The 17,781-nt window shown below is 69.7% G+C and carries 17 protein-coding genes; 5 read left to right on the forward strand and 12 right to left on the reverse strand.

Annotated features, from left to right (window positions below; translation table 11 throughout):
• Window positions 1-74: 74 nt before the first annotated feature.
• Window positions 75-1,217: a PQQ-dependent sugar dehydrogenase gene (locus AC1RIF_RS15625; protein WP_492602249.1), complete on the forward strand. Its 1,143-nt coding sequence runs from the start codon at window positions 75-77 to the stop codon at window positions 1,215-1,217.
• A gap of 3 nt (window positions 1,218-1,220) precedes the next feature.
• Here AC1RIF_RS15625 and AC1RIF_RS15630 read toward each other — a convergent pair whose 3' ends face one another.
• The 5 genes from AC1RIF_RS15630 to AC1RIF_RS15650 form a co-directional block, all read right to left on the reverse strand.
• Entirely contained in the window at window positions 1,221-2,453 is a 1,233-nt protein-coding gene (locus AC1RIF_RS15630) for a cation:proton antiporter (RefSeq protein ID WP_492602250.1), read from the reverse strand.
• A gap of 23 nt (window positions 2,454-2,476) precedes the next feature.
• Window positions 2,477-3,988, reverse strand: a complete 1,512-nt coding sequence (gene gatB, locus AC1RIF_RS15635; RefSeq protein WP_492602251.1) for an Asp-tRNA(Asn)/Glu-tRNA(Gln) amidotransferase subunit GatB — start codon at window positions 3,986-3,988, stop codon at window positions 2,477-2,479.
• Between the two features lie 22 nt (window positions 3,989-4,010).
• Window positions 4,011-5,042 (reverse strand): ATP-dependent 6-phosphofructokinase, encoded by a 1,032-nt coding sequence (locus tag AC1RIF_RS15640; RefSeq protein ID WP_492602252.1) that lies wholly within the window; start codon window positions 5,040-5,042, stop codon window positions 4,011-4,013.
• A gap of 82 nt (window positions 5,043-5,124) precedes the next feature.
• A complete protein-coding gene (locus AC1RIF_RS15645; RefSeq protein ID WP_492602253.1) occupies window positions 5,125-5,787 on the reverse strand; it encodes a response regulator in 663 nt (220 codons plus the stop codon).
• Window positions 5,788-5,796: 9 nt separating this feature from the next.
• Complete coding sequence (locus AC1RIF_RS15650; RefSeq protein WP_492602379.1) at window positions 5,797-6,960, reverse strand: sensor histidine kinase; 1,164 nt, start codon at window positions 6,958-6,960, stop codon at window positions 5,797-5,799.
• 241 nt (window positions 6,961-7,201) lie between these two features.
• On the opposite strand from AC1RIF_RS15650, the gene AC1RIF_RS15655 reads away from it, so the two are divergent.
• The 3 genes from AC1RIF_RS15655 to AC1RIF_RS15665 are packed head-to-tail and all read left to right on the forward strand — an operon-like array spanning window position 7,202 to window position 9,785.
• Complete coding sequence (locus AC1RIF_RS15655; protein WP_492602254.1) at window positions 7,202-7,855, forward strand: hypothetical protein; 654 nt, start codon at window positions 7,202-7,204, stop codon at window positions 7,853-7,855.
• Window positions 7,852-9,213, forward strand: coding sequence for an alpha/beta-hydrolase family protein (locus AC1RIF_RS15660; RefSeq protein ID WP_492602255.1), 1,362 nt, complete (start codon window positions 7,852-7,854; stop codon window positions 9,211-9,213). The genes AC1RIF_RS15655 and AC1RIF_RS15660 overlap by 4 nt, the downstream gene beginning before the upstream one ends.
• 44 nt (window positions 9,214-9,257) lie before the next feature.
• Complete coding sequence (locus AC1RIF_RS15665; RefSeq protein ID WP_492602256.1) at window positions 9,258-9,785, forward strand: mycothiol transferase; 528 nt, start codon at window positions 9,258-9,260, stop codon at window positions 9,783-9,785.
• A 24-nt stretch (window positions 9,786-9,809) separates the two neighbouring features.
• On the opposite strand, the gene AC1RIF_RS15670 is transcribed toward AC1RIF_RS15665, so the two are convergent.
• From AC1RIF_RS15670 to gatC, 5 genes are all read right to left on the reverse strand, one after another.
• On the reverse strand, window positions 9,810-10,115 hold the full coding sequence (locus AC1RIF_RS15670) for a hypothetical protein (RefSeq protein ID WP_492602257.1): 306 nt from the start codon (window positions 10,113-10,115) through the stop codon (window positions 9,810-9,812).
• Window positions 10,116-10,239: 124 nt separating this feature from the next.
• Entirely contained in the window at window positions 10,240-10,545 is a 306-nt protein-coding gene (locus tag AC1RIF_RS15675; protein ID WP_492602258.1) for a hypothetical protein, read from the reverse strand.
• A gap of 32 nt (window positions 10,546-10,577) precedes the next feature.
• On the reverse strand, window positions 10,578-12,086 hold the full coding sequence (locus tag AC1RIF_RS15680) for a flavin-containing monooxygenase (RefSeq protein WP_492602259.1): 1,509 nt from the start codon (window positions 12,084-12,086) through the stop codon (window positions 10,578-10,580).
• Between the two features lie 108 nt (window positions 12,087-12,194).
• On the reverse strand, window positions 12,195-13,679 hold the full coding sequence (gene gatA, locus AC1RIF_RS15685) for an Asp-tRNA(Asn)/Glu-tRNA(Gln) amidotransferase subunit GatA (protein WP_492602260.1): 1,485 nt from the start codon (window positions 13,677-13,679) through the stop codon (window positions 12,195-12,197).
• Window positions 13,676-13,975 (reverse strand): Asp-tRNA(Asn)/Glu-tRNA(Gln) amidotransferase subunit GatC, encoded by a 300-nt coding sequence (gene gatC / locus AC1RIF_RS15690; RefSeq protein WP_492602261.1) that lies wholly within the window; start codon window positions 13,973-13,975, stop codon window positions 13,676-13,678. Before gatC ends, gatA begins: the two co-directional genes overlap by 4 nt.
• A 186-nt stretch (window positions 13,976-14,161) precedes the next feature.
• Between gatC and AC1RIF_RS15695 the strand changes: the two genes are divergently transcribed.
• Window positions 14,162-14,812: an ACT domain-containing protein gene (locus tag AC1RIF_RS15695; RefSeq protein WP_492602262.1), complete on the forward strand. Its 651-nt coding sequence runs from the start codon at window positions 14,162-14,164 to the stop codon at window positions 14,810-14,812.
• Window positions 14,813-14,814: 2 nt separating this feature from the next.
• Here the strand turns inward: AC1RIF_RS15695 and AC1RIF_RS15700 are convergent, their stop codons facing one another.
• Both AC1RIF_RS15700 and ligA read right to left on the reverse strand, forming a co-directional pair.
• A complete protein-coding gene (locus tag AC1RIF_RS15700; RefSeq protein WP_492602263.1) occupies window positions 14,815-15,303 on the reverse strand; it encodes a GNAT family N-acetyltransferase in 489 nt (162 codons plus the stop codon).
• A 340-nt stretch (window positions 15,304-15,643) separates the two neighbouring features.
• Window positions 15,644-17,722, reverse strand: coding sequence for an NAD-dependent DNA ligase LigA (gene ligA, locus AC1RIF_RS15705; RefSeq protein WP_492602380.1), 2,079 nt, complete (start codon window positions 17,720-17,722; stop codon window positions 15,644-15,646).
• Window positions 17,723-17,781 lie beyond the last annotated feature (59 nt).

Consider the following 17,781-nt stretch of genomic DNA (forward strand, 5'->3'; position numbering starts at 1 on the left):
GTAGTGCGGCCCGGCGCGCCGGTCACACAACTCCGCGTGGCGCACCCCGTCCAGCCTTCCGTAACGTCTGCACCATGACGAAGGGTGTACCGGGCCGGAAGGTGCGAAGGGCGGCCGCAGCAGCCATCTGTTCGATCGCGGTGGTGGCGGCCACCGGATGCGCACGGTTCGACGACTCCGCATCGTCGCCCTTCACCCCCGAACCGACGTTCGGTTCGGGTGCGGAGGTCCAGCCTCGCGAGCCATCCGCTCCCTCGTCGGCCGTGCCCGAGCCGTCGGTGCCGAACGACCCCTGCTTCGACCGCGACCCCAATGTCATCGCCACCTGCCTGGACGCGACCGGCGGGCTGGTGACACTGCCCGACGGCGCCGCCTTGGTGACCGAGCGTCGCACCGGGCGCATCATGCGGGTGGCGCAGGGTGAGAAGCCGACCGAGTTCGCCAGGATTCCCGTCGATTCCGGATCCGACGGCGGCCTGCTCGACATCGCCCTGTCCCCCACGTTCACCGAGGACCGCCTTCTGTACGCCTACATCACGACGGGCAGCGACAACCGGGTCGTCCGCATCACGCCCGGGGACACCCCCAAGGACGTACTGACCGGCATTCCGCGCGGCGACGTCGGAAACGCCGGCGCACTGACGTTCTCGACACCCGGCGAGTTGATGGTCCTGACCGGCGACGCCGGCAATCCTGCGGCCGCAGCCGATCCCGCGTCGCTCGCCGGGAAGCTGCTCCGTGTCACCGCCCTCGCCTCGACCCCGAATCCGCCTCGGCCCGCGCTCGTACTGTCCGGGCTGGGTCGGGCGGGCGACGTATGTGCGGATCCCGGTGGCGGCGTGTGGGTCACGGACCGTACGGCGCTCGAGGATCGGATCCAGCGCGTGCGACCGGACGGGACAGTCGGCGCGCCGGCCTGGACGTGGCCGGACAAGCCGGGCGTCGCCGGGTGTGCCGCCGCACGAGGGGCGGTCGCGGTGGCGCTGACGGACGCGCAGGCGATGGCGGTCCTGGCGACCGAACCGGACACCGGTGCCGTCACGTCGGCGCCCGCCCTGCTCGCGCAGAGGCTCTACGGCCGTCTCGGTGGGACGGTGATCAGCGGCGCCGGTGAGATCTGGGCGGCCACGGTGAACAAGTCCGGCGGGGAGCCCGGCCCCACCGACGATCGTGTCGTCAAGCTTCCGTTGCCGAGCGGCGGCGGTGGAACGGACTGACCCTCACGCGCTCGCAGGTCCGGTCGGCTGCGGGTCTCGCCGATCGTGGTGCTCGCCCCGGTCGTCGCGTGCCAGCGCACTCGCGACCATGGGTAGCACCAGTACTGTGATCGCGCCGGCCGCGACGAGGATCGACGCCGTCGCGTTGGACATCTCGCCCGCCGCCACCGCGACGCCGGTCACCGCGACGATGAGCGGCAGACCCGTGGTCGAATACAGCGCGACCTGGAGTTGCTCGCGGGTGTCGAAGTTCGCGCCGGCCGGTCCCCGGTCGTAGCGCGAGGCGACGAACACCGGCAGACCCCGCGCCACCAGCAGCAGGCCGAGGAAGGCGAGTAGGACCAGCGGCTCGCTCGCTACTGCGGACACGTCGATCGCCATGCCGGACGTGATGAAGAAGATCGGGATGAGGAGCCCGAACGCGAGGCCCTCGAGCTTCGACTCGAGCTGCTCATTGCCGTCGGGCACCGCGCGTCGCAGGATGAACCCGGCCGCGAAGGCACCGAGGATGACGTCGAGATCGAACACCGCCGCGACCGCGATCAGCGCCACCAGCAGGAGCATCACCAGGCGAACGGTCGTCTGCGCGGTCGTGTCCGCGCCACGCCGGATCACTGCGACCAGGTCCGAGCCCTCGCGCAGGATCCGGGCCGGCAGCATCGCGACGACGACCGCCACCGCAGCGAAGGCCGCGAGCACGACGAGGGACATGATCGCGCCGCGGGCACCGAGCAGTACCGCCATCGCGATCACCGGGCCGATCTCGCCGACCGCGCCGTGGTTGAGCACCGCCTTGCCGACCGGTGACTCGACGAGACCGCGATCCTTGAGGATCGGCAGCAGCGTGCCGAGAGCGGTGGACGTCAACGCGATCGCCACGGCGATCTCGGAGTGCACCAGACCCGCCGCACCCAACGCGGCGACGATCCCGAACGCGACGGCCAGGCACACCAACCAGGTGACGAGTGCGCGCCGGCCGCCGCGGCCGGTCAGCTCGTTGCGATCCACCTCGTAGCCGGCGAGGAGGAACAGCATGCCCAGACCGAGTTCCCGCAGCATCTCGATCTCACTGCCGGCATCCGCGAGTTCGAGGACGTAGGGACCGATCACGATCCCGGCGACGAGCAGCAGCACGACCTCGGGCACGAGCTTGCGCGGCAGTGATCCCGCGATCAGCGGCGCGACCACGGCCGCGACGGCGATCCAGAACAGTGAGGTGGCGACGTCGGCGTCCATGGGCCGCTACATTAGCTGCTACATCAGCTGCACGCGGCGATGACCAGCTCCTTGACGCGGGCCGGATCGGCCTGCCCGCGAGTCGCCTTCATCACGTCGCCGACGATCTTGCCGGCCGCCGCGACCTTGCCGCTGCGGATCTTCTCGGCGATGTCGGGGTTCGCGGCGAGGGCCTCGTCGACCGCTGCCTGCAGCTTGCTGTCGTCACGCACGACCACGAGCTCCGGGTGCGCGGCGAGGATCTGGTCCGGATCGCCCTCTCCGTCGAGGACGTAGTCGACAACCTTGCGGGCGAGCTTGTTGGTGAGCTTGTCGTCGGCGACGAAGGCGATGACCTGAGCGACCTGGGCCGGGCTGATCGGCAGTTCGGTCAGCTCGACGCCCCGGGTGTTGGCCTGCTGGCTCAGGTACGCGACCCACCACGAGCGGGCGTCGGACGCGGGCGCACCGGCCTCGGTCGTGGCGATCACCAGGTCGAGCGCGCCGGCGTTCACGAGGTCGCGCATCTCCTCGTCCGAGACGCCCCACTCCTGCTGGATGCGCGCGCGGCGCAGCCACGGCAGCTCGGGCAGCGTGCCGCGCAGTTCCTCGACCCAGGCGGCGTCGGGTGCGACGGGCTCGAGGTCCGGCTCGGGGAAGTAGCGGTAGTCCTCGGCGGTCTCCTTGCGGCGACCGGCGGACGTGGTGCCGTCGGTCTCCTGGAAGTGCCGGGTCTCCTGAATGATCTCGCCGCCGGAGGTGAGAACGGCGGCCTGACGACGCATCTCGTAGCGGACGGCGACCTCGACGCTCTTGAGCGAGTTGACGTTCTTGGTCTCGGTGCGCGTCCCGAACACCTCGGCGCCGATCGGCATCAGCGAGACGTTGGCGTCGCAGCGCAGCGAGCCCTGGTCCATCCGGACGTCGGAGACGTCGAGGGCCTCGAGCAGATCGCGCAGGGCGGCGACGTACGCGCGGGCCACCTCGGGCGCGCGCTCACCCGCACCGGTGATGGGCTTGGTGACGATCTCCACGAGCGGGACCCCGGCGCGGTTGTAGTCGAGCAGCGAGTGGCTCGCGCCGTGGATACGACCGGTGGCGCCGCCGACGTGCAGCGACTTTCCGGTGTCCTCCTCCATGTGCGCGCGCTCGATGTCGACGCGCCACGTGCTGCCGTCGTCGAGCACGACGTCGAGGTAGCCCTCGGTCGCGATGGGCTCGTCGTACTGCGAGATCTGGTAGTTCTTCGGCTGGTCCGGGTAGAAGTAGTTCTTCCGCGCGAAGCGGCCCCACGGGGTGATCGAGCAGTTCAGCGCGAGGCCGATGCGGATCGCGGACTCGACGGCAGCCTGATTGACCACCGGCAACGCTCCGGGCATGCCGAGGCACACGGGGCACACCTGGGTGTTGGGCTCGGCACCGAACGCGGTGGGGCACGGGCAGAACATCTTGGTGTTGGTGTGCAGCTCGACGTGCACTTCCATGCCCAGTACGGGCTCGAACTTCGCGAGGACGGCGTCATAGTCGAGAAGGTCAGCGGACACGGCGGCAGTCATGGTCATGAGTTTATGCGTCCGGTCACCCAAAGAATGCGGCCGCCTCCCGGTAGCGCTCGACGGGCACGGTCTTGAGCTGTTTGGTCGCCTCCGACAGCGGCACCAGCTCGATGTTCGTGCCGTGCAGCGCCACCATCTGACCGAACTGGTTGCTGTGCGCGGCGTCCGTCGCGTGGACCCCGAACCGGGTCGCGAGAACCCGGTCGTACGGCGTCGGCGTCCCACCGCGCTGCACGTGCCCGAGCACAGTGGTACGCACCTCCTTGCCGATCCGGTGTTCGATCTCGACGGCCAGCTGCTGAGCGACACCGGTGAAGATCTTGTGCCCGAACTCGTCGATACCGCCCTCCCGGAGCGTCATCGACGCCGGGTCGGGCGAGGCGCCCTCCGCGACGACGCAGATGAAGTGGGAGTCGCCGCGCTGGAAGCGCTTCTTGACCAGCGCGCACACCTCGTCGACGTCGAACGGCTCCTCCGGTACCAGTGTCAGGTGCGCACCGGACGCCATTCCCGCCTGCAGCGCGATCCAGCCGGCGTGCCGCCCCATCACCTCGACGAGCATCACCCGCTGGTGCGATTCGGCGGTGGTGTGCAGCCGGTCGATCGCGTCGGTGGCGATGGTCAGCGCGGTGTCGAACCCGAACGTGACATCGGTGCAGTCGATGTCGTTGTCGATCGTCTTGGGCACCCCCACGACGGGGACACCGCTGTCGGCGAGCCAACTCGCGGCGGTGAGCGTGCCCTCGCCGCCGATCGGGATGAGCACGTCGATGCCGTTGTCGTCGAGGGTCTGTTTGATCCGGTCGAGGCCGTCGTGCAGTTTCTGCGGATTGACCCGCGCGGTGCCGAGGATGGTGCCGCCGCGCGCGAGGATCCGGTCGATGCGGTCCTCGTTGCGCATCTGCATCTTGCGATCCTCGAGCAGGCCGCGCCAGCCGTCCAGGAACCCGACGACGGCACTGCCGTAGCGCGCGTCCGCTGTGCGCACGACGGCGCGGATCACGGCGTTCAGTCCGGGGCAGTCGCCGCCCCCGGTCAGGATTCCGATGCGCATCACGGCCCCTCTCGGCCATCGCGGAGCAGAGCGGTCCCTTCTCATCTTGCCGCGCCCGCGCCGATCAGGCACGCCGAGTCGATCAACCGGGCGTGACCAGTCCCGTTTCGTAGGCGAGGACGACGGCCTGCGCACGGTCCCGCAGCGACAGCTTTGCGAGCACCTTCCCGACGTGCGTCTTGACGGTCTGCTCCGCAACGAACAGACGTTCGGCGATCTCGGTGTTCGACAGCCCTGCGGCGATGAGTTCGAGGACCTCGCGCTCGCGCGGCGTGAGCGACTCGAGTCGGGTGCTGCGAGGCCGCGGCGCCGAGCGTCGGCGGGTGACGTCCGCGATGAGCCTGCGGGTGACGCTCGGTGCGAGCAGCGCCTCGCCGGCCGCGACCACCCGCACCGCCCGGATCAGCTCCTCTGCCGGGGCGTCCTTGAGCATGAACCCACTCGCCCCCGACCCGAGGGCCTCGTAGACGTACTCATCGATGTCGAACGTCGTGAGCATCAACACCCGAACGGGATGTTCCATTGCGGCGGAGAGGATTTCGCGTGCCGCATCGAGACCGTTCATCTCCGGCATCCGCACATCCATCAGCACCACGTCGGGGCGCAGACGCTTGACCTCACTGACGGCGACCCGCCCGTCCGGCGCGTCACCGATGACGCTGATGTCCGGCTGAGCGCCGAGCAGCGCGCCGAAACCCTGCCGCACCATCGCCTGGTCGTCCGCAATGAAAACCGTGATCGCCACCGTGACAGACTAGGCGGCCGGTCCGGCCGGGGCGCCGGCCGCGACGGGAACACTCCCCGGAATATGGGCCCGGACCTCGAATCCCCCGCCGTCCAGCGCACGGGTGTCGAGGGTGCCACCGACCGCCCGGGCGCGCTCCCGCATCCCGGCGATCCCACTTCCACCCGACGACTCGGGACGCGGTTCGGCGCCCGTCGCGGGGCCGTTCGTCACGACGAGCGAGGTGACGGCCGGTGAGAAGTCGATCGCGACCTCCACGTGCGCGCCCGGACAGTGCCTGCTGGCATTGGCCAGCGACTCCTGAAGGATCCGGTACACCGTCAGCCCCGTCGTCTCGGAGATCGCAGAAGGATCACCGGAAATACTGCGCGACAACGCCATACCCGCCCGGACGCTGCCGTCGAGCAGTTCCTCGATCTGGGCCACCCCGGGCTGCGGGGCGCGGTCGGTACTCTCCGCGTCGCTGCGCAGCACGCCGAGCAGGCCCCGGATCTCGTTGAGCGCCTCGCGTGCGGTGGCGCCGATGGAATCGAACTCGGCCTTCACATCGTCGGACACCGAGTCCAGCCGGTAGGGCGCACTCTGCGCCTGCACCACGACCATCGACATGTGGTGGGCCACGACGTCGTGCAGGTCACGGGCGATCCGCGCCTTCTCCTCGAGGATCGCGCGGCGGGCGCGTTCGAGTTCACTGGTCTGCTCCTGGGCGGCGAGCTGACGCCGCGAGATCACCAGCCAGCGGATCAACAGCCCGAACAGCACGAGAACCGTCAGCCCCACCGCCCAGCCGCGCCCGTCCTGGCCCGGGGCGTCGGCGAGGAACAGCAGCGTCGTCGCACCCCACGCGACCGCGACTACCGGGACCGGCGAGCGCAGGCTCACCGCGAGCAGCAGCGCCATCAGCACCATCACGTGGACCACCTGCCACGGGAAGTCGTAGCCGTCGACGCGCTGATACACCACCGGGATCACCAATGCGCCGGCCGCCGAGATGGCCCATCCCAGAGCTGGATTCGCACGGATCAGCACCAGCGGTAGCGCGGCGAGCCCCGCGATCAGCGGCTGCACACCCGCCGGCACATGATGCGTCACCTGCAGTGTGGGCCACGCGATCGTGAACAACACCGCAGTCACGAACAGCACCAGCAGGTCCAGTCGCTGACCCGTACTCATCCGCTTCAGCCGCGGGGCTGCGGCCGAGACCGCGCCGTGCGCCGCACGGTCGAGTGCACGCTTTCTCTTCCTCACACCGGAAACACTAGGAACCGGGACTCGAAAAGTCCTCATACCCAGGGGTGAGATGCGTCTGGCTCCGGGGTATCAGGGGCCGGCGGCGATCACCCCCGCGACGTGGCACGGTTCGGGACCGCGGAGTGATGTCGCAGGGTAGCGACCGTTTCTAGCGTCGTTTGTCATGCGAACTACGAGATGGATCGGATCCGTCCTCGCCGTGACGATCGGCGGGATGACGCTCACCGGGACGGTGTCGGCCCCCACCGCCGACGCACACTCCCCGGCACGGGAGAACCGGGCGGCCGCGGCCGCCGTGACCTCGCTGACCGCCGACGACCCCGCCCTCGCCGCGTCCGCGATCCCCGACGATTTCGCCGCCGTCATGGGCTACCGGCCGGCGGTCGCCGACGGCATGGTCGTCAATCCGCTCGGCGCATGCTCGTCGCCGATACCGTTGCCCGCCGAGTTCGACACCGCCTGCAAGGCACATGATCTGGGGTACGACCTGCTGCGTTACGCGCATCTGGACGGCAGCGAGCTCGGGGCATGGGCGCGCACCGAGCTGGACGCGCAGCTCGATCGCCGGATGCATGCCGCCTGCGACGCCCGCGCAGTGGACCGGGCGTCGTGCTTCGCGATGGCGAACACGGCGACGGCTGCGGTGGGCGTGAACTCGATGCGCCAGGGGTTCGGCCCACCGGTCGAGGAGCCGTGGATCCGGTACGGGTTGGTCGGGCTGCTCACCGTCGTCGGTGCGTTGCTCGTGTCCGTGACGGTCCGCAGGATCGGTCCGCTGCGCGGGCTCTTCGCTCCTGGCCCGGCGGTGACGGCATGAGCGCGATCCCCGGCGCACACGCCGGGAGCACCCGCCTCGCGGTCGCCGCGGTGCTGCCGCGGGTGAGTACGTCGGTGGCCGTCACGACCGGTGCTGCCGTATCGCTGGCGCCGTCACTCCTCCCCCGCACCCCCGTCGTGCAGGGCCTGTTCAGCGGAGTTCTCGTGGCGCTGTGCTGGGGCGTCGCCGCGCTGGTTCGACGCCTGTGGTCGGGTCGCGGCAGTCTCGAGCGCGATGGTGTCCGGGGCGGGGTCGCCGTGCTCGCCGGTCTGGCGCTCGCGTGGTCGGCGGCGTCGGCGGACCGCTGGCAGAACGCGCTGCGGTCGGCGATGGGCGTGCCCGCGGTCGGTGCGGGGCACTGGGCACAGGTCGCGTTCTGGGCGGTCGCGGTGTGTCTCGTGCTGTTCGGTCTCACCCGGGGATGCGTCACACTCACGCGCCGGCTGGGACGGGCCCGCTGCGCCGGCCTGCTGGCCGCGGCGGTCCCCCTCGCGTGGTTCGTCGCGGTACCACTGGCCGGTTCCGCTGCGGCGCAGCATTTTCGGACCACCAGCTCGGTTGTCGACACCAGCCTCGCGGCAGATGACCGGGACTCGATCGTGCCGTGGGCGACGCTCGGCGCGGAGGGCCGGCGATTCGTGGCGGGCGTCTCCGATCCGGGGGCGATCCGCACGTACGTCGGGCTGGACTCGGCGCCCGACGTCGCCGCACGGGCCGCGCTCGCCGTCGCCGAGCTGGACCGCACAGCCGCGTTCACCCGGTCGCACGTGGTGGTCGCGATCCCGACGGGTTCGGGATGGATCGACGGCGAGGCTGCCCGCGGGCTCGAGCGCCGGTTCGCCGGCGACGTCGCGACCGTCGGCATGCAGTACTCGTACGCACCCAGCTGGGCGACGTTCCTGTTCGGTCGGGCCGATGCGGAGGAGTCCGCGCGGGCCCTGTTCGCGGCGGTGTCGGCCCGGATCGCCGAGCTGCCCGCGAACGCCCGGCCCGCGCTGCACGTGTACGGGCAGAGCCTGGGGTCGGTGGGCGGCAGCGCGATCTTCGACGACGCCGCGGACCGGCAGGCACGCGCGTGCAGCGTCCTGTGGGCCGGACCCCCGGCCGGGGCGGTGCGCACCGAGGGTGCGACGGTGCTCGCGAACAGTTCCGATCCGGTGGTGTGGTGGTCACCGTCGCTGCTGACGCGGTCACCCGATCTGACCGAGGCTCGCATCGATGCCCCGGTGCCGCAATGGATCCCCGGAATCAGCTTCCTGCAGACCGGCGTGGACATGCTGTTCGCGCTCGACGCCCCCACCGGGCACGGGCACCGGTACGGCGGCGACCAGGGCCTGCGGATGCCGGACTGCGCCTGATCGGAAGCGTCCCGCGACCGGCGGCCTGCGCTTACCGTGGATGCATGACCGGACAGAGGGAGACGGACGCCGCCCGCGAGATCCTGCGGGACAACTTCGAGCGCATCCGGGAACTGGTGGTCGAGGTGTGCACCGGCCTGACACCCGAGATGTCCGACTACCGGCCGGGTCCGGCCGCGAACTCGATCGCGTGGCTGATCTGGCACCTGACCCGGGTCCAGGACGATCACGTGAGCGACATCGCCGACGTCGACCAGGCCTGGACGTCTCGCGGCTGGCGGGAGCGGTTCGATCTCCCGTTCCCGACCGGCGACATCGGATACGGGCACAGCACCGCCGATGTCGCCGCGGTGCACGCGGATGCCCGGTTGCTCGCCGACTATCACGGCGACGTGCACCTGGCGACCCTCGAGTACATCGACGAGCTCGCGCCCGACGAACTCGACCGGATCGTCGATCACCGATGGGATCCGCCCGTCACCGTCTCGGTGCGCCTCGTCAGCGTGATCGGCGACTGCCTGCAGCATCTGGGTCAGGCCGCGTACGTGCGGGGGCTGTTCGAGGCGGGCTGATCTCACGCTTCGCCAGTGGCAACTTCAGCGAGGGACGAGATCCGTCAAGAGCCAGGTTCCCGCTGCGGTGAGGGCGAAGTTCAGGACCAGGAATGCGATCGGCACACCGGTGCCGCGTCGTCGCCGCGCCAAGATCTCCAGGACGCCGGTACTCACGACGCCGGCCGACAGCGCGAACATCGCGACGGCCCCGTCGACACCTCTGGCGTAGTCGAACAGTGCACTGGCGAGCAGGGCCGAACCCGAGAACAGGGCTACGCCGCACATCCCCATGAAGGCACCTTGGAAGGCTTTGTACTGGCTCGGGTTCAGACTGGCCGTGAACGTCACATGCATCTCGATTCTGGAACGGGCGGTGGAACCTACGCGGGACTGCCTGCAGCATCTGGGTCAGGCCGCGTACGTGCGGGGGCTGTTCGAGGCGGGCTGATCTCACGCTTCGCCAGTGGCAACTTCAGCGAGGGACGAGATCCGTCAAGAGCCAGGTTCCCGCTGCGGTGAGGGCGAAGTTCAGGACCAGGAATGCGATCGGCACACCGGTGCCGCGCCGTCGCCGCGCCAAGATCTCCAGGACGCCGGTACTCACGACGCCGGCCGACAGCGCGAACATCGTGACGGCCCCGTCGACACCTCTGGCGTAGTCGAACAGTGCACTGGCGAGCAGGGCCGAACCCGAGAACAGGGCTACGCCGCACATCCCCATGAAGGCACCTTGGAAGGCTTTGTACTGGCTCGGGTTCAGACTGGCCGTGAACGTCACATGCATCTCGATTCTGGAACGGGCGGTGGAACCTACGCGGGACTGCCTGCAGCATCTGGGTCAGGCCGCGTACGTGCGGGGGCTGTTCGAGGCGCGGTGATCCGGTAGTCGCCGCGGTCGGGGCGCCGGGTGCGACGCCGGTAGGCGGTGACGGTGCCCGGCCAGTTGGTGGTGATCTTGCCCGACGCGGTGCGGTACCAACTGCTGCACAGGCTCCACACCGAGTCGGAGAGCTTGTTTTGGATGCGGTCGTTGAAGCGGCGCTCCACACCGGCGTCGACCTCGACGGCGCACCCCGGCTGTTCGACGAGCCACTCGACGAGTCCGGCGATGTGCCGGGCCTGCGACTCGAGCATGTACACGATCGAGCCCGAGCCGAGGTTCGTGTTGGGCCCGTACATCAGGAACAGGTTGGGGAACCCGGCCGTCGCGACCCCGAGGTACGCGTGGGCGCCGTCGGACCACGCGTCGTCGAGGCTCCGTCCGGCCCGTCCACGCACCTTCATCGGGGCGAGGAATTCGGTTGCGGTGAAACCGGTTCCGTACACGATCACGTCGGCCGGATGCAGCCTTCCGTCGACCGTCCGCACCCCACCGGGTTCAATGCGGTCGATGGCGTCGACCACCAGATCGACGTTGTCGCGGGTGAGCGCCGGGTAATAGTCGTCCGACAGCAGCATCCGCTTGCAGCCGGGCTCGTAGTCCGGCGTCAGGGCCGCCCGCAGCGCCGGATCGGCGATCTGCCTTCGCAGGTGCCTGCGCGCCAGTGCGCCCGCGATTCCGCCGCGCGCCTTGGTGTCGAGCAGGCCGACGGTGAGTAGCTCGAAGATCCCCCAGGTCACCAGGCGTTCGCCCCGCAGCGTCGCCGGCACCGATCGGAACAACCGGTGATGCCGGTCGCCGTACACACGATCCGGTTTCGGGAGGATCCACGGAGCCGACCGCTGGAACAGTGTCAGCCCACCCACCGCGGCGGCGATCGCCGGCACGAACTGGACCGCGCTGGCACCGGTGCCGATCACCGCGACGCGCCGGCCCGCCAGATCGACATCGTGGTTCCACTCCGCCGAGTGGAAGGCCGGCCCGGAAAAGCTCTCGCGCCCCGGAATCCCGGGCAGTGCCGGTCGTGACAGCTGGCCGACCGCGGGGACGAGGACGTCGGACTCGACGACCGCACCGTCGGCGGTCCGCACCGACCACCGGTTGGTGTGCTCGTCGAACTCGGCCTCGGTGACGGTGACCCCGAACCGGATCAGGGGGCGCAGGTGATGCCGGTCGGCGATGTCACGCAGGTATGCCAGGATGTCCGGCTGCTCCGCAAACCGCCGCGCCCATTCGGGATTGGGCTCCGACGAGATCGAGTACAGCGGCGACGGCACGTCGCACGCCGCCCCCGGATACGTGTTGACGCGCCACACACCGCCGACGTCGTCGCCCTGTTCCAGGATCGTGATGTCGGTGATCCCGGCGCGCCGCAGGTAGAGCGCGAGGGTGATGCCCCCGAATCCCGCGCCGATGATCGTGATCGACGGTTGCCCCACGCCGGTCCTCCTGCCACCCGTTTCGTCCTGTCCCGGAGCCTAGTCCTCCGTGGACGCCGACAGCCCGGATCCGACATGTGGATCCGGGCTGTGGTGGTGGAGCGGGTTCTACGCGACCGGCGATGCGATCGGCCCGCGGGCCGCCTCGTATGCCGCGCCGACGCGGTACAGGCGCTCGTCGGCCAGGGCCGGCGCCATGATCTGCAGGCCGACGGGCAGGCCGTCGTCCTCGGACACACCCGACGGCACCGACATCGCGCAGTGGCCGGCCAGGTTGGTCGGCAGCGTGCACAGGTCGGACAGGTACATCGCGAGCGGGTCGTCGACCTTCTCGCCGAGCTTCCACGGCGTGAACGGGCTGGTGGGCGAGACCAGCACATCGACCTTCTCGTACGCGGCGTCGAAGTCGCGCGCGATGAGCGTGCGGACCTTGAGCGCCGAACCGTAGTAGGCGTCGTAGTAGCCCGATGACAGCGCGTAGGTGCCGATCATGATGCGGCGCTTGACTTCCTTGCCGAAGCCGGCGGCTCGGGTCGCGGCCATCACCTGTTCGGCGCTCATGTCGCCCTCGTCGACCCGCAGGCCGTACCGCATGGCGTCGAAGCGCGCCAGGTTGGACGACACCTCACTGGGCAGGACCAGGTAGTACGACGCGAGCGCGTACTCGAAGTTGGGGCACGAGACCTCGACGACCTCGGCACCGAGGGCCGTCAGCTGCTCCACCGCGGCGTCGAACGACGAGATGACGCCCCGCTGGTAGCTGTCGGAGTGCAGTTCCTTGACGACACCGACGCGCACGCCCTTCAGGTCACCGGTCGCGCCCTGGCGGGCCGCCTCGACGACGGGACGGACCGGCTCGTTCAGCGACGTGGAGTCACGCGGGTCGTACCCGGCGATCACCTCGTGCAGCAGTGCGGTGTCGAGGACGGTGCGGCCGCACGGGCCACCCTGATCGAGCGACGACGCGCACGCGACCAGACCGAAACGCGAGACGGTGCCGTACGTGGGCTTGGTGCCGACGGTCGCGGTGACCGCGGCGGGCTGACGGATCGAGCCGCCGGTGTCGGTGCCGATCGCGAGCGGGGCCTGGTACGACGCGAGCGCCGCGGCCGAGCCGCCGCCCGAACCACCGGGAATGCGGGTGGTGTCCCACGGGTTGCGGGTGGGCCCGTACGCGGAGTTCTCGGTGGACGAACCCATCGCGAACTCGTCCATGTTGGTCTTGCCCAGGATCGGGATCCCGGCCTCGCGCAGCTTGGTGGTGAGCGTCGCGTCGTACGGCGACACCCAGCCCTCGAGGATCTTCGACGCGCACGTGGTGGGCATGTCGGTCGTGGTGAAGACGTCCTTGAGCGCGATCGGCACACCCGCGAGGGCCGACGCCGGTGCGTCACCGGCAGCGAGCGCGGAGTCGACCTCCTTGGCCGCGACCAGTGCCTGCTCACCCGCGATGTGCAGGAAGGCATGCAGTTCGCCGTCGACCTCACCGATTCGGTCGAGGTGCGCCTGCGTGGCCTCCACCGACGAGATCTCGCGCGAGTGGATTTTCGACGCCAGGTCCGAGGCGTCGAGACGAGTCAGATCGGTGCTCATTCGCCCTCTCCCAGGATCTGCGGAACGGCGAACCGGTCCTGTTCGACGGCCGGCGCACCCGACAGTGCCTGCTCGGGCGTGAGGCCCGGCACGATGACGTCCGGCCGCGTCACGTTCGTGATCGGATTGGGGTTCGCGGTGGGCGGGACATCATCTGCCGCGACCTCGGACACCGCCTTCACGTGGCTGAGAATCGAATCCAGCTGACCGGCGAACTCGTCGAGCTCCGCGTCGGTCAGGGCAAGCCGGGACAGCCGGGCGAGGTGGGCGACCTCGTCACGGGAGATGGCAGGCACCTTCGGTGACCCCTTTCAGGTCGAAGTGAACGTTCCCGACCAGCCTAGAGCGTGGCCGGATCGGTCGTGCAGCCCGTCACCCCAGCGGACGCGAGCCCCGGGTGAAAGGATAGGCAACGGCGGGGGCGCACACTGTGTCCCGTCGTCGGCACCGGACCCGGCACCGAACGAACGGAAAGGCAGCACGTGTCCTACCTGCTCCGCGTCCAACTCCCCGACCGACCCGGCAGTCTCGGCGCGCTCGCCGTCGCACTCGGCTCGGTGGGAGCGGACATCCTCTCGCTCGACGTCGTCGAGCGTGGATCCGGATTCGCCGTAGACGACCTGGTGGTCGACGTCGAGGCAGGGTCGCTCCCGGACACCCTCATCACCGCGGCCGAGAAGCTCCCCGACGTCCGGGTCGACTCCATCCGCCCCTACTCGGGCATCCTCGACACCCACCGCGAACTCGAGCTCATCGACCACGTCGCCACCGCGCACTCCGACCGTCTGCAGGTCCTCGTCGACGGGGCACCGCGGGTGCTGCGTGTCGGCTGGTCCACCGTCATGGACATCGGTCCGCACGGATCGTTCCGCGTCGTCGGGAGCCCGGGCGCACCCGAGACCCACGCCGGTGACGCGCCCTGGATGCCGCTGAAGGAGGCCACTGCCCTCGACGGCGCCGACGAGTGGGTGCCGCAGGTGTGGCGCGACATGGACACCACCCTCGCGGCCGCCCCGCTCGGCGACACCGGCCGGGTACTGCTGCTCGGGCGTCCCGGCGGACCGGAGTTCCGGCCGTCGGAGGTGGCGCGACTGGGCTACCTCGCCGGCATCGTCGCGACCGTCCTGCGCTGACGTCAGACGAGTTCGCGCACCAGCGCGGTCAGTTCCACGCCGGGAAGCGGCTCCCAGTTGCGCTCGGGCGCCGGGACGAAACCGTTGCGGTCGTAGATGCGTCGCGCGTCGACCATGTCGGCCTGCGTGGAGATCACGACCGCGCGGTCGCCGCGGTCGTACGCGATGTCGAGAACGTGGCGCACCAGCGCGGACCCGACGCCCTTGCCGCGGGCCGACGGCGCGACCGCGAGCATGCGGAACTCGAGCTCACCCTTCCCGGCGACGTCCGCGAACGGCGACTCCGGTTCGGCGATGGTCACCGAACCGACGATCTCACCGTCGACCACCGCGACCACGACGTCGGCGTGGTCGGCGCGGGTCGCGGTGTCGCGCAGTCGCTCCGCGTACATGTCGCTGTCCGATACGAAACCACCGTCGATGTAGACGTCGGCAGTGAGCTCGCCGACGGTGTCGTAGTCGGCAGGTGTGACGGGCCGGATATCGATCATGGCGTCACTATGTCAGCCACCACCCGCCGTCAGAAAACCGATTCAGATGCCCCGAGCGGCACATATGAGACACGCGCCACATTCGGAGCACCGTGCGATCGGCGCCGCTGCCGCCCGCGTCGACGCCGAGCAGCCGCGTGCGTGACTGCCCCCGAGCTGTTCCGACCAGCATCGATGGCGCAAAGTTCGCCATGCGCACACTCGGCGGTCGGTCGCGGATTTCCGGCCATCGGAATTCCACCGAAAACGACACCATGTCGTAGCGTGGCGTTCATCACGTAGACAAGCGCGGCGCGACAGTGTGAATGTTCCTGTCGCGCTGCGCTTCTGCCACGAAAAGTCAGATGCCGTCCGGTCCGTTTTCGAGAAGATTGCGGAAACCGGCCTCGTCGAGGATCGGCACACCGAGCTCCTCGGCCTTGGCCGCCTTGGAGCCCGGGGCGTCGCCGATCACGACGAACGCAGTCTTCTTCGACACCGAACCGGCGGCCTTGCCGCCGCGGATCAGGATCGCTTCCTTCGCCTCGTCCCGGGAGAAGCCCTCGAGCGAACCGGTCACGACGATGGACAGTCCCTCGAGGTTGCGCACGATCGACTCGTCGCGCTCGTCCTCCATCGTCACGCCCGCCGCGCGCCACTTCTCGACGATGTCGCGGTGCCAGTCGACGGCGAACCATTCGACGACGGCCGCCGCGATGGTGCCGCCCACACCGTCGACCGCCGCGAGTTCGTCGACACCGGCGTGCTCGATGCGGTCCAGGCTGCCGAACTCGCTGGCCAGCGCCCGCGCCGCCGTCGGGCCGACGTGCCGGATCGACAGCGCGACCAGCACGCGCCACAGCGGCTGCTGCTTCGCCGAACCGAGGTTGTCGAGCAGACGCCGGCCGTTGGCCGACAACTTCCCGGCCTTGGTCGTGAACAGCGGCGCCTGCATCAGATCGTCCTCGGTGAGCGAGAACAGGTCGCCTTCGTCGCGGATGACGCCGGCCTGCAGCAGCGCCGTGGCCGCCTCGTACCCGAGGACCTCGATGTCGAACGCGCCGCGCCCCGCGACGTGGAACACGCGCTCGCGCAACTGGGCCGGGCACGAACGCTGGTTGGGGCAGCGGATGTCGGCGTCGCCCTCCTTGGCGGGGGCGAGCGTGGTGCCGCATTCGGGGCACTCGGTGGGCATCACGAACTCGGTCTCGGTGCCGTCGCGCACATCGACGACCGGGCCGAGCACCTCCGGGATCACCTCGCCGGCCTTGCGGATCACGACGGTGTCGCCGATCAGCACGCCCTTGCGCTTGACCTCGGAACCGTTGTGCAGCGTCGCCAACGCCACCGTCGAACCGGCGACCAGCACCGGCTCCATGTACGCGAACGGGGTGACCCGGCCGGTGCGGCCGACACTGACCCGAATGTCGAGGAGCTTGGTGGTGGCCTCCTCCGGCGGGTACTTGTACGCGATCGCCCAGCGGGGCGCGCGGGACGTGGAGCCGAGGCGGCGGTGCAGGGCCATCTCGTCGACCTTGACGACCAGCCCGTCGATCTCGTGCTCGACATCGTGACGATGCTCGTCCCAGTACTGGACCTTCTCGACCACCGCGTCGATGCCGACCACGCGCGACGTGTGCGACGACACCGGCAGGCCCCACGCCGCGAGTGCGGTGTAGGCGTCGTACTGCCCGACCGGGTCGAAGCCCTCCGTATGGCCGAGGCCGTGACAGATCATGCCGAGCCGACGCCGTGCGGTGACGGCCGGGTTCTTCTGACGCAGCGATCCGGCCGCCGAGTTACGCGGATTCGCGAAGGGCGCCTTGCCTTCCTGGACCAGCGACGCATTGAGGGCAGCGAAGTCCTCGAGCCGGAAGAACACCTCGCCGCGCACCTCGAGCAGCGCCGGGATGGGGTATTCGTCACTGGGCGTGAGTGTTTCGGGAATGTCGGCGATGGTGCGCGCATTGAGCGTGACGTCCTCGCCGGTGCGGCCGTCCCCGCGCGTGGCCGCCCGGACCAGCCTGCCGTTCTCGTACACCAGATTGAGTGCGACGCCGTCGATCTTGACCTCGCACAGGTAGTGCAGGTCCGATCCCGTCTCGCTTTCGACGCGGCCGGCCCAGGTGCGCAACTCGTCGAGGTCGAAGACGTTGTCGAGGCTGAGCATCCGCTCGAGATGGTCGACGGCGGTGAACTCGGTCGCGAAACCGCCGCCGACGAGCTGCGTGGGCGAGTCGGGCGTCCGCAGGTCCGGGTGGCGATCCTCGAGCGCGCTCAACTGCCCGAGCAGCGCGTCGAACTCACCGTCCGAGACGATCGGGGAGTCGAGGACGTAGTAACGGAACTGGTGGTTGCGGACGACCTCGGCCAACTCCTGCCAGCGTTCGCGATCCTCGGCGCTCGCAGGCACGACCTCGACGTCGGGCTGGCTGGTCATGGCGGTAGCGGCTTCGTTCTGGTCCACCTGGGAAGGTTATCGCAGCCAGGTGACAGTTT

It is taken from the genome of Prescottella sp. GW823-FHT02E09 (assembly GCF_058797375.1).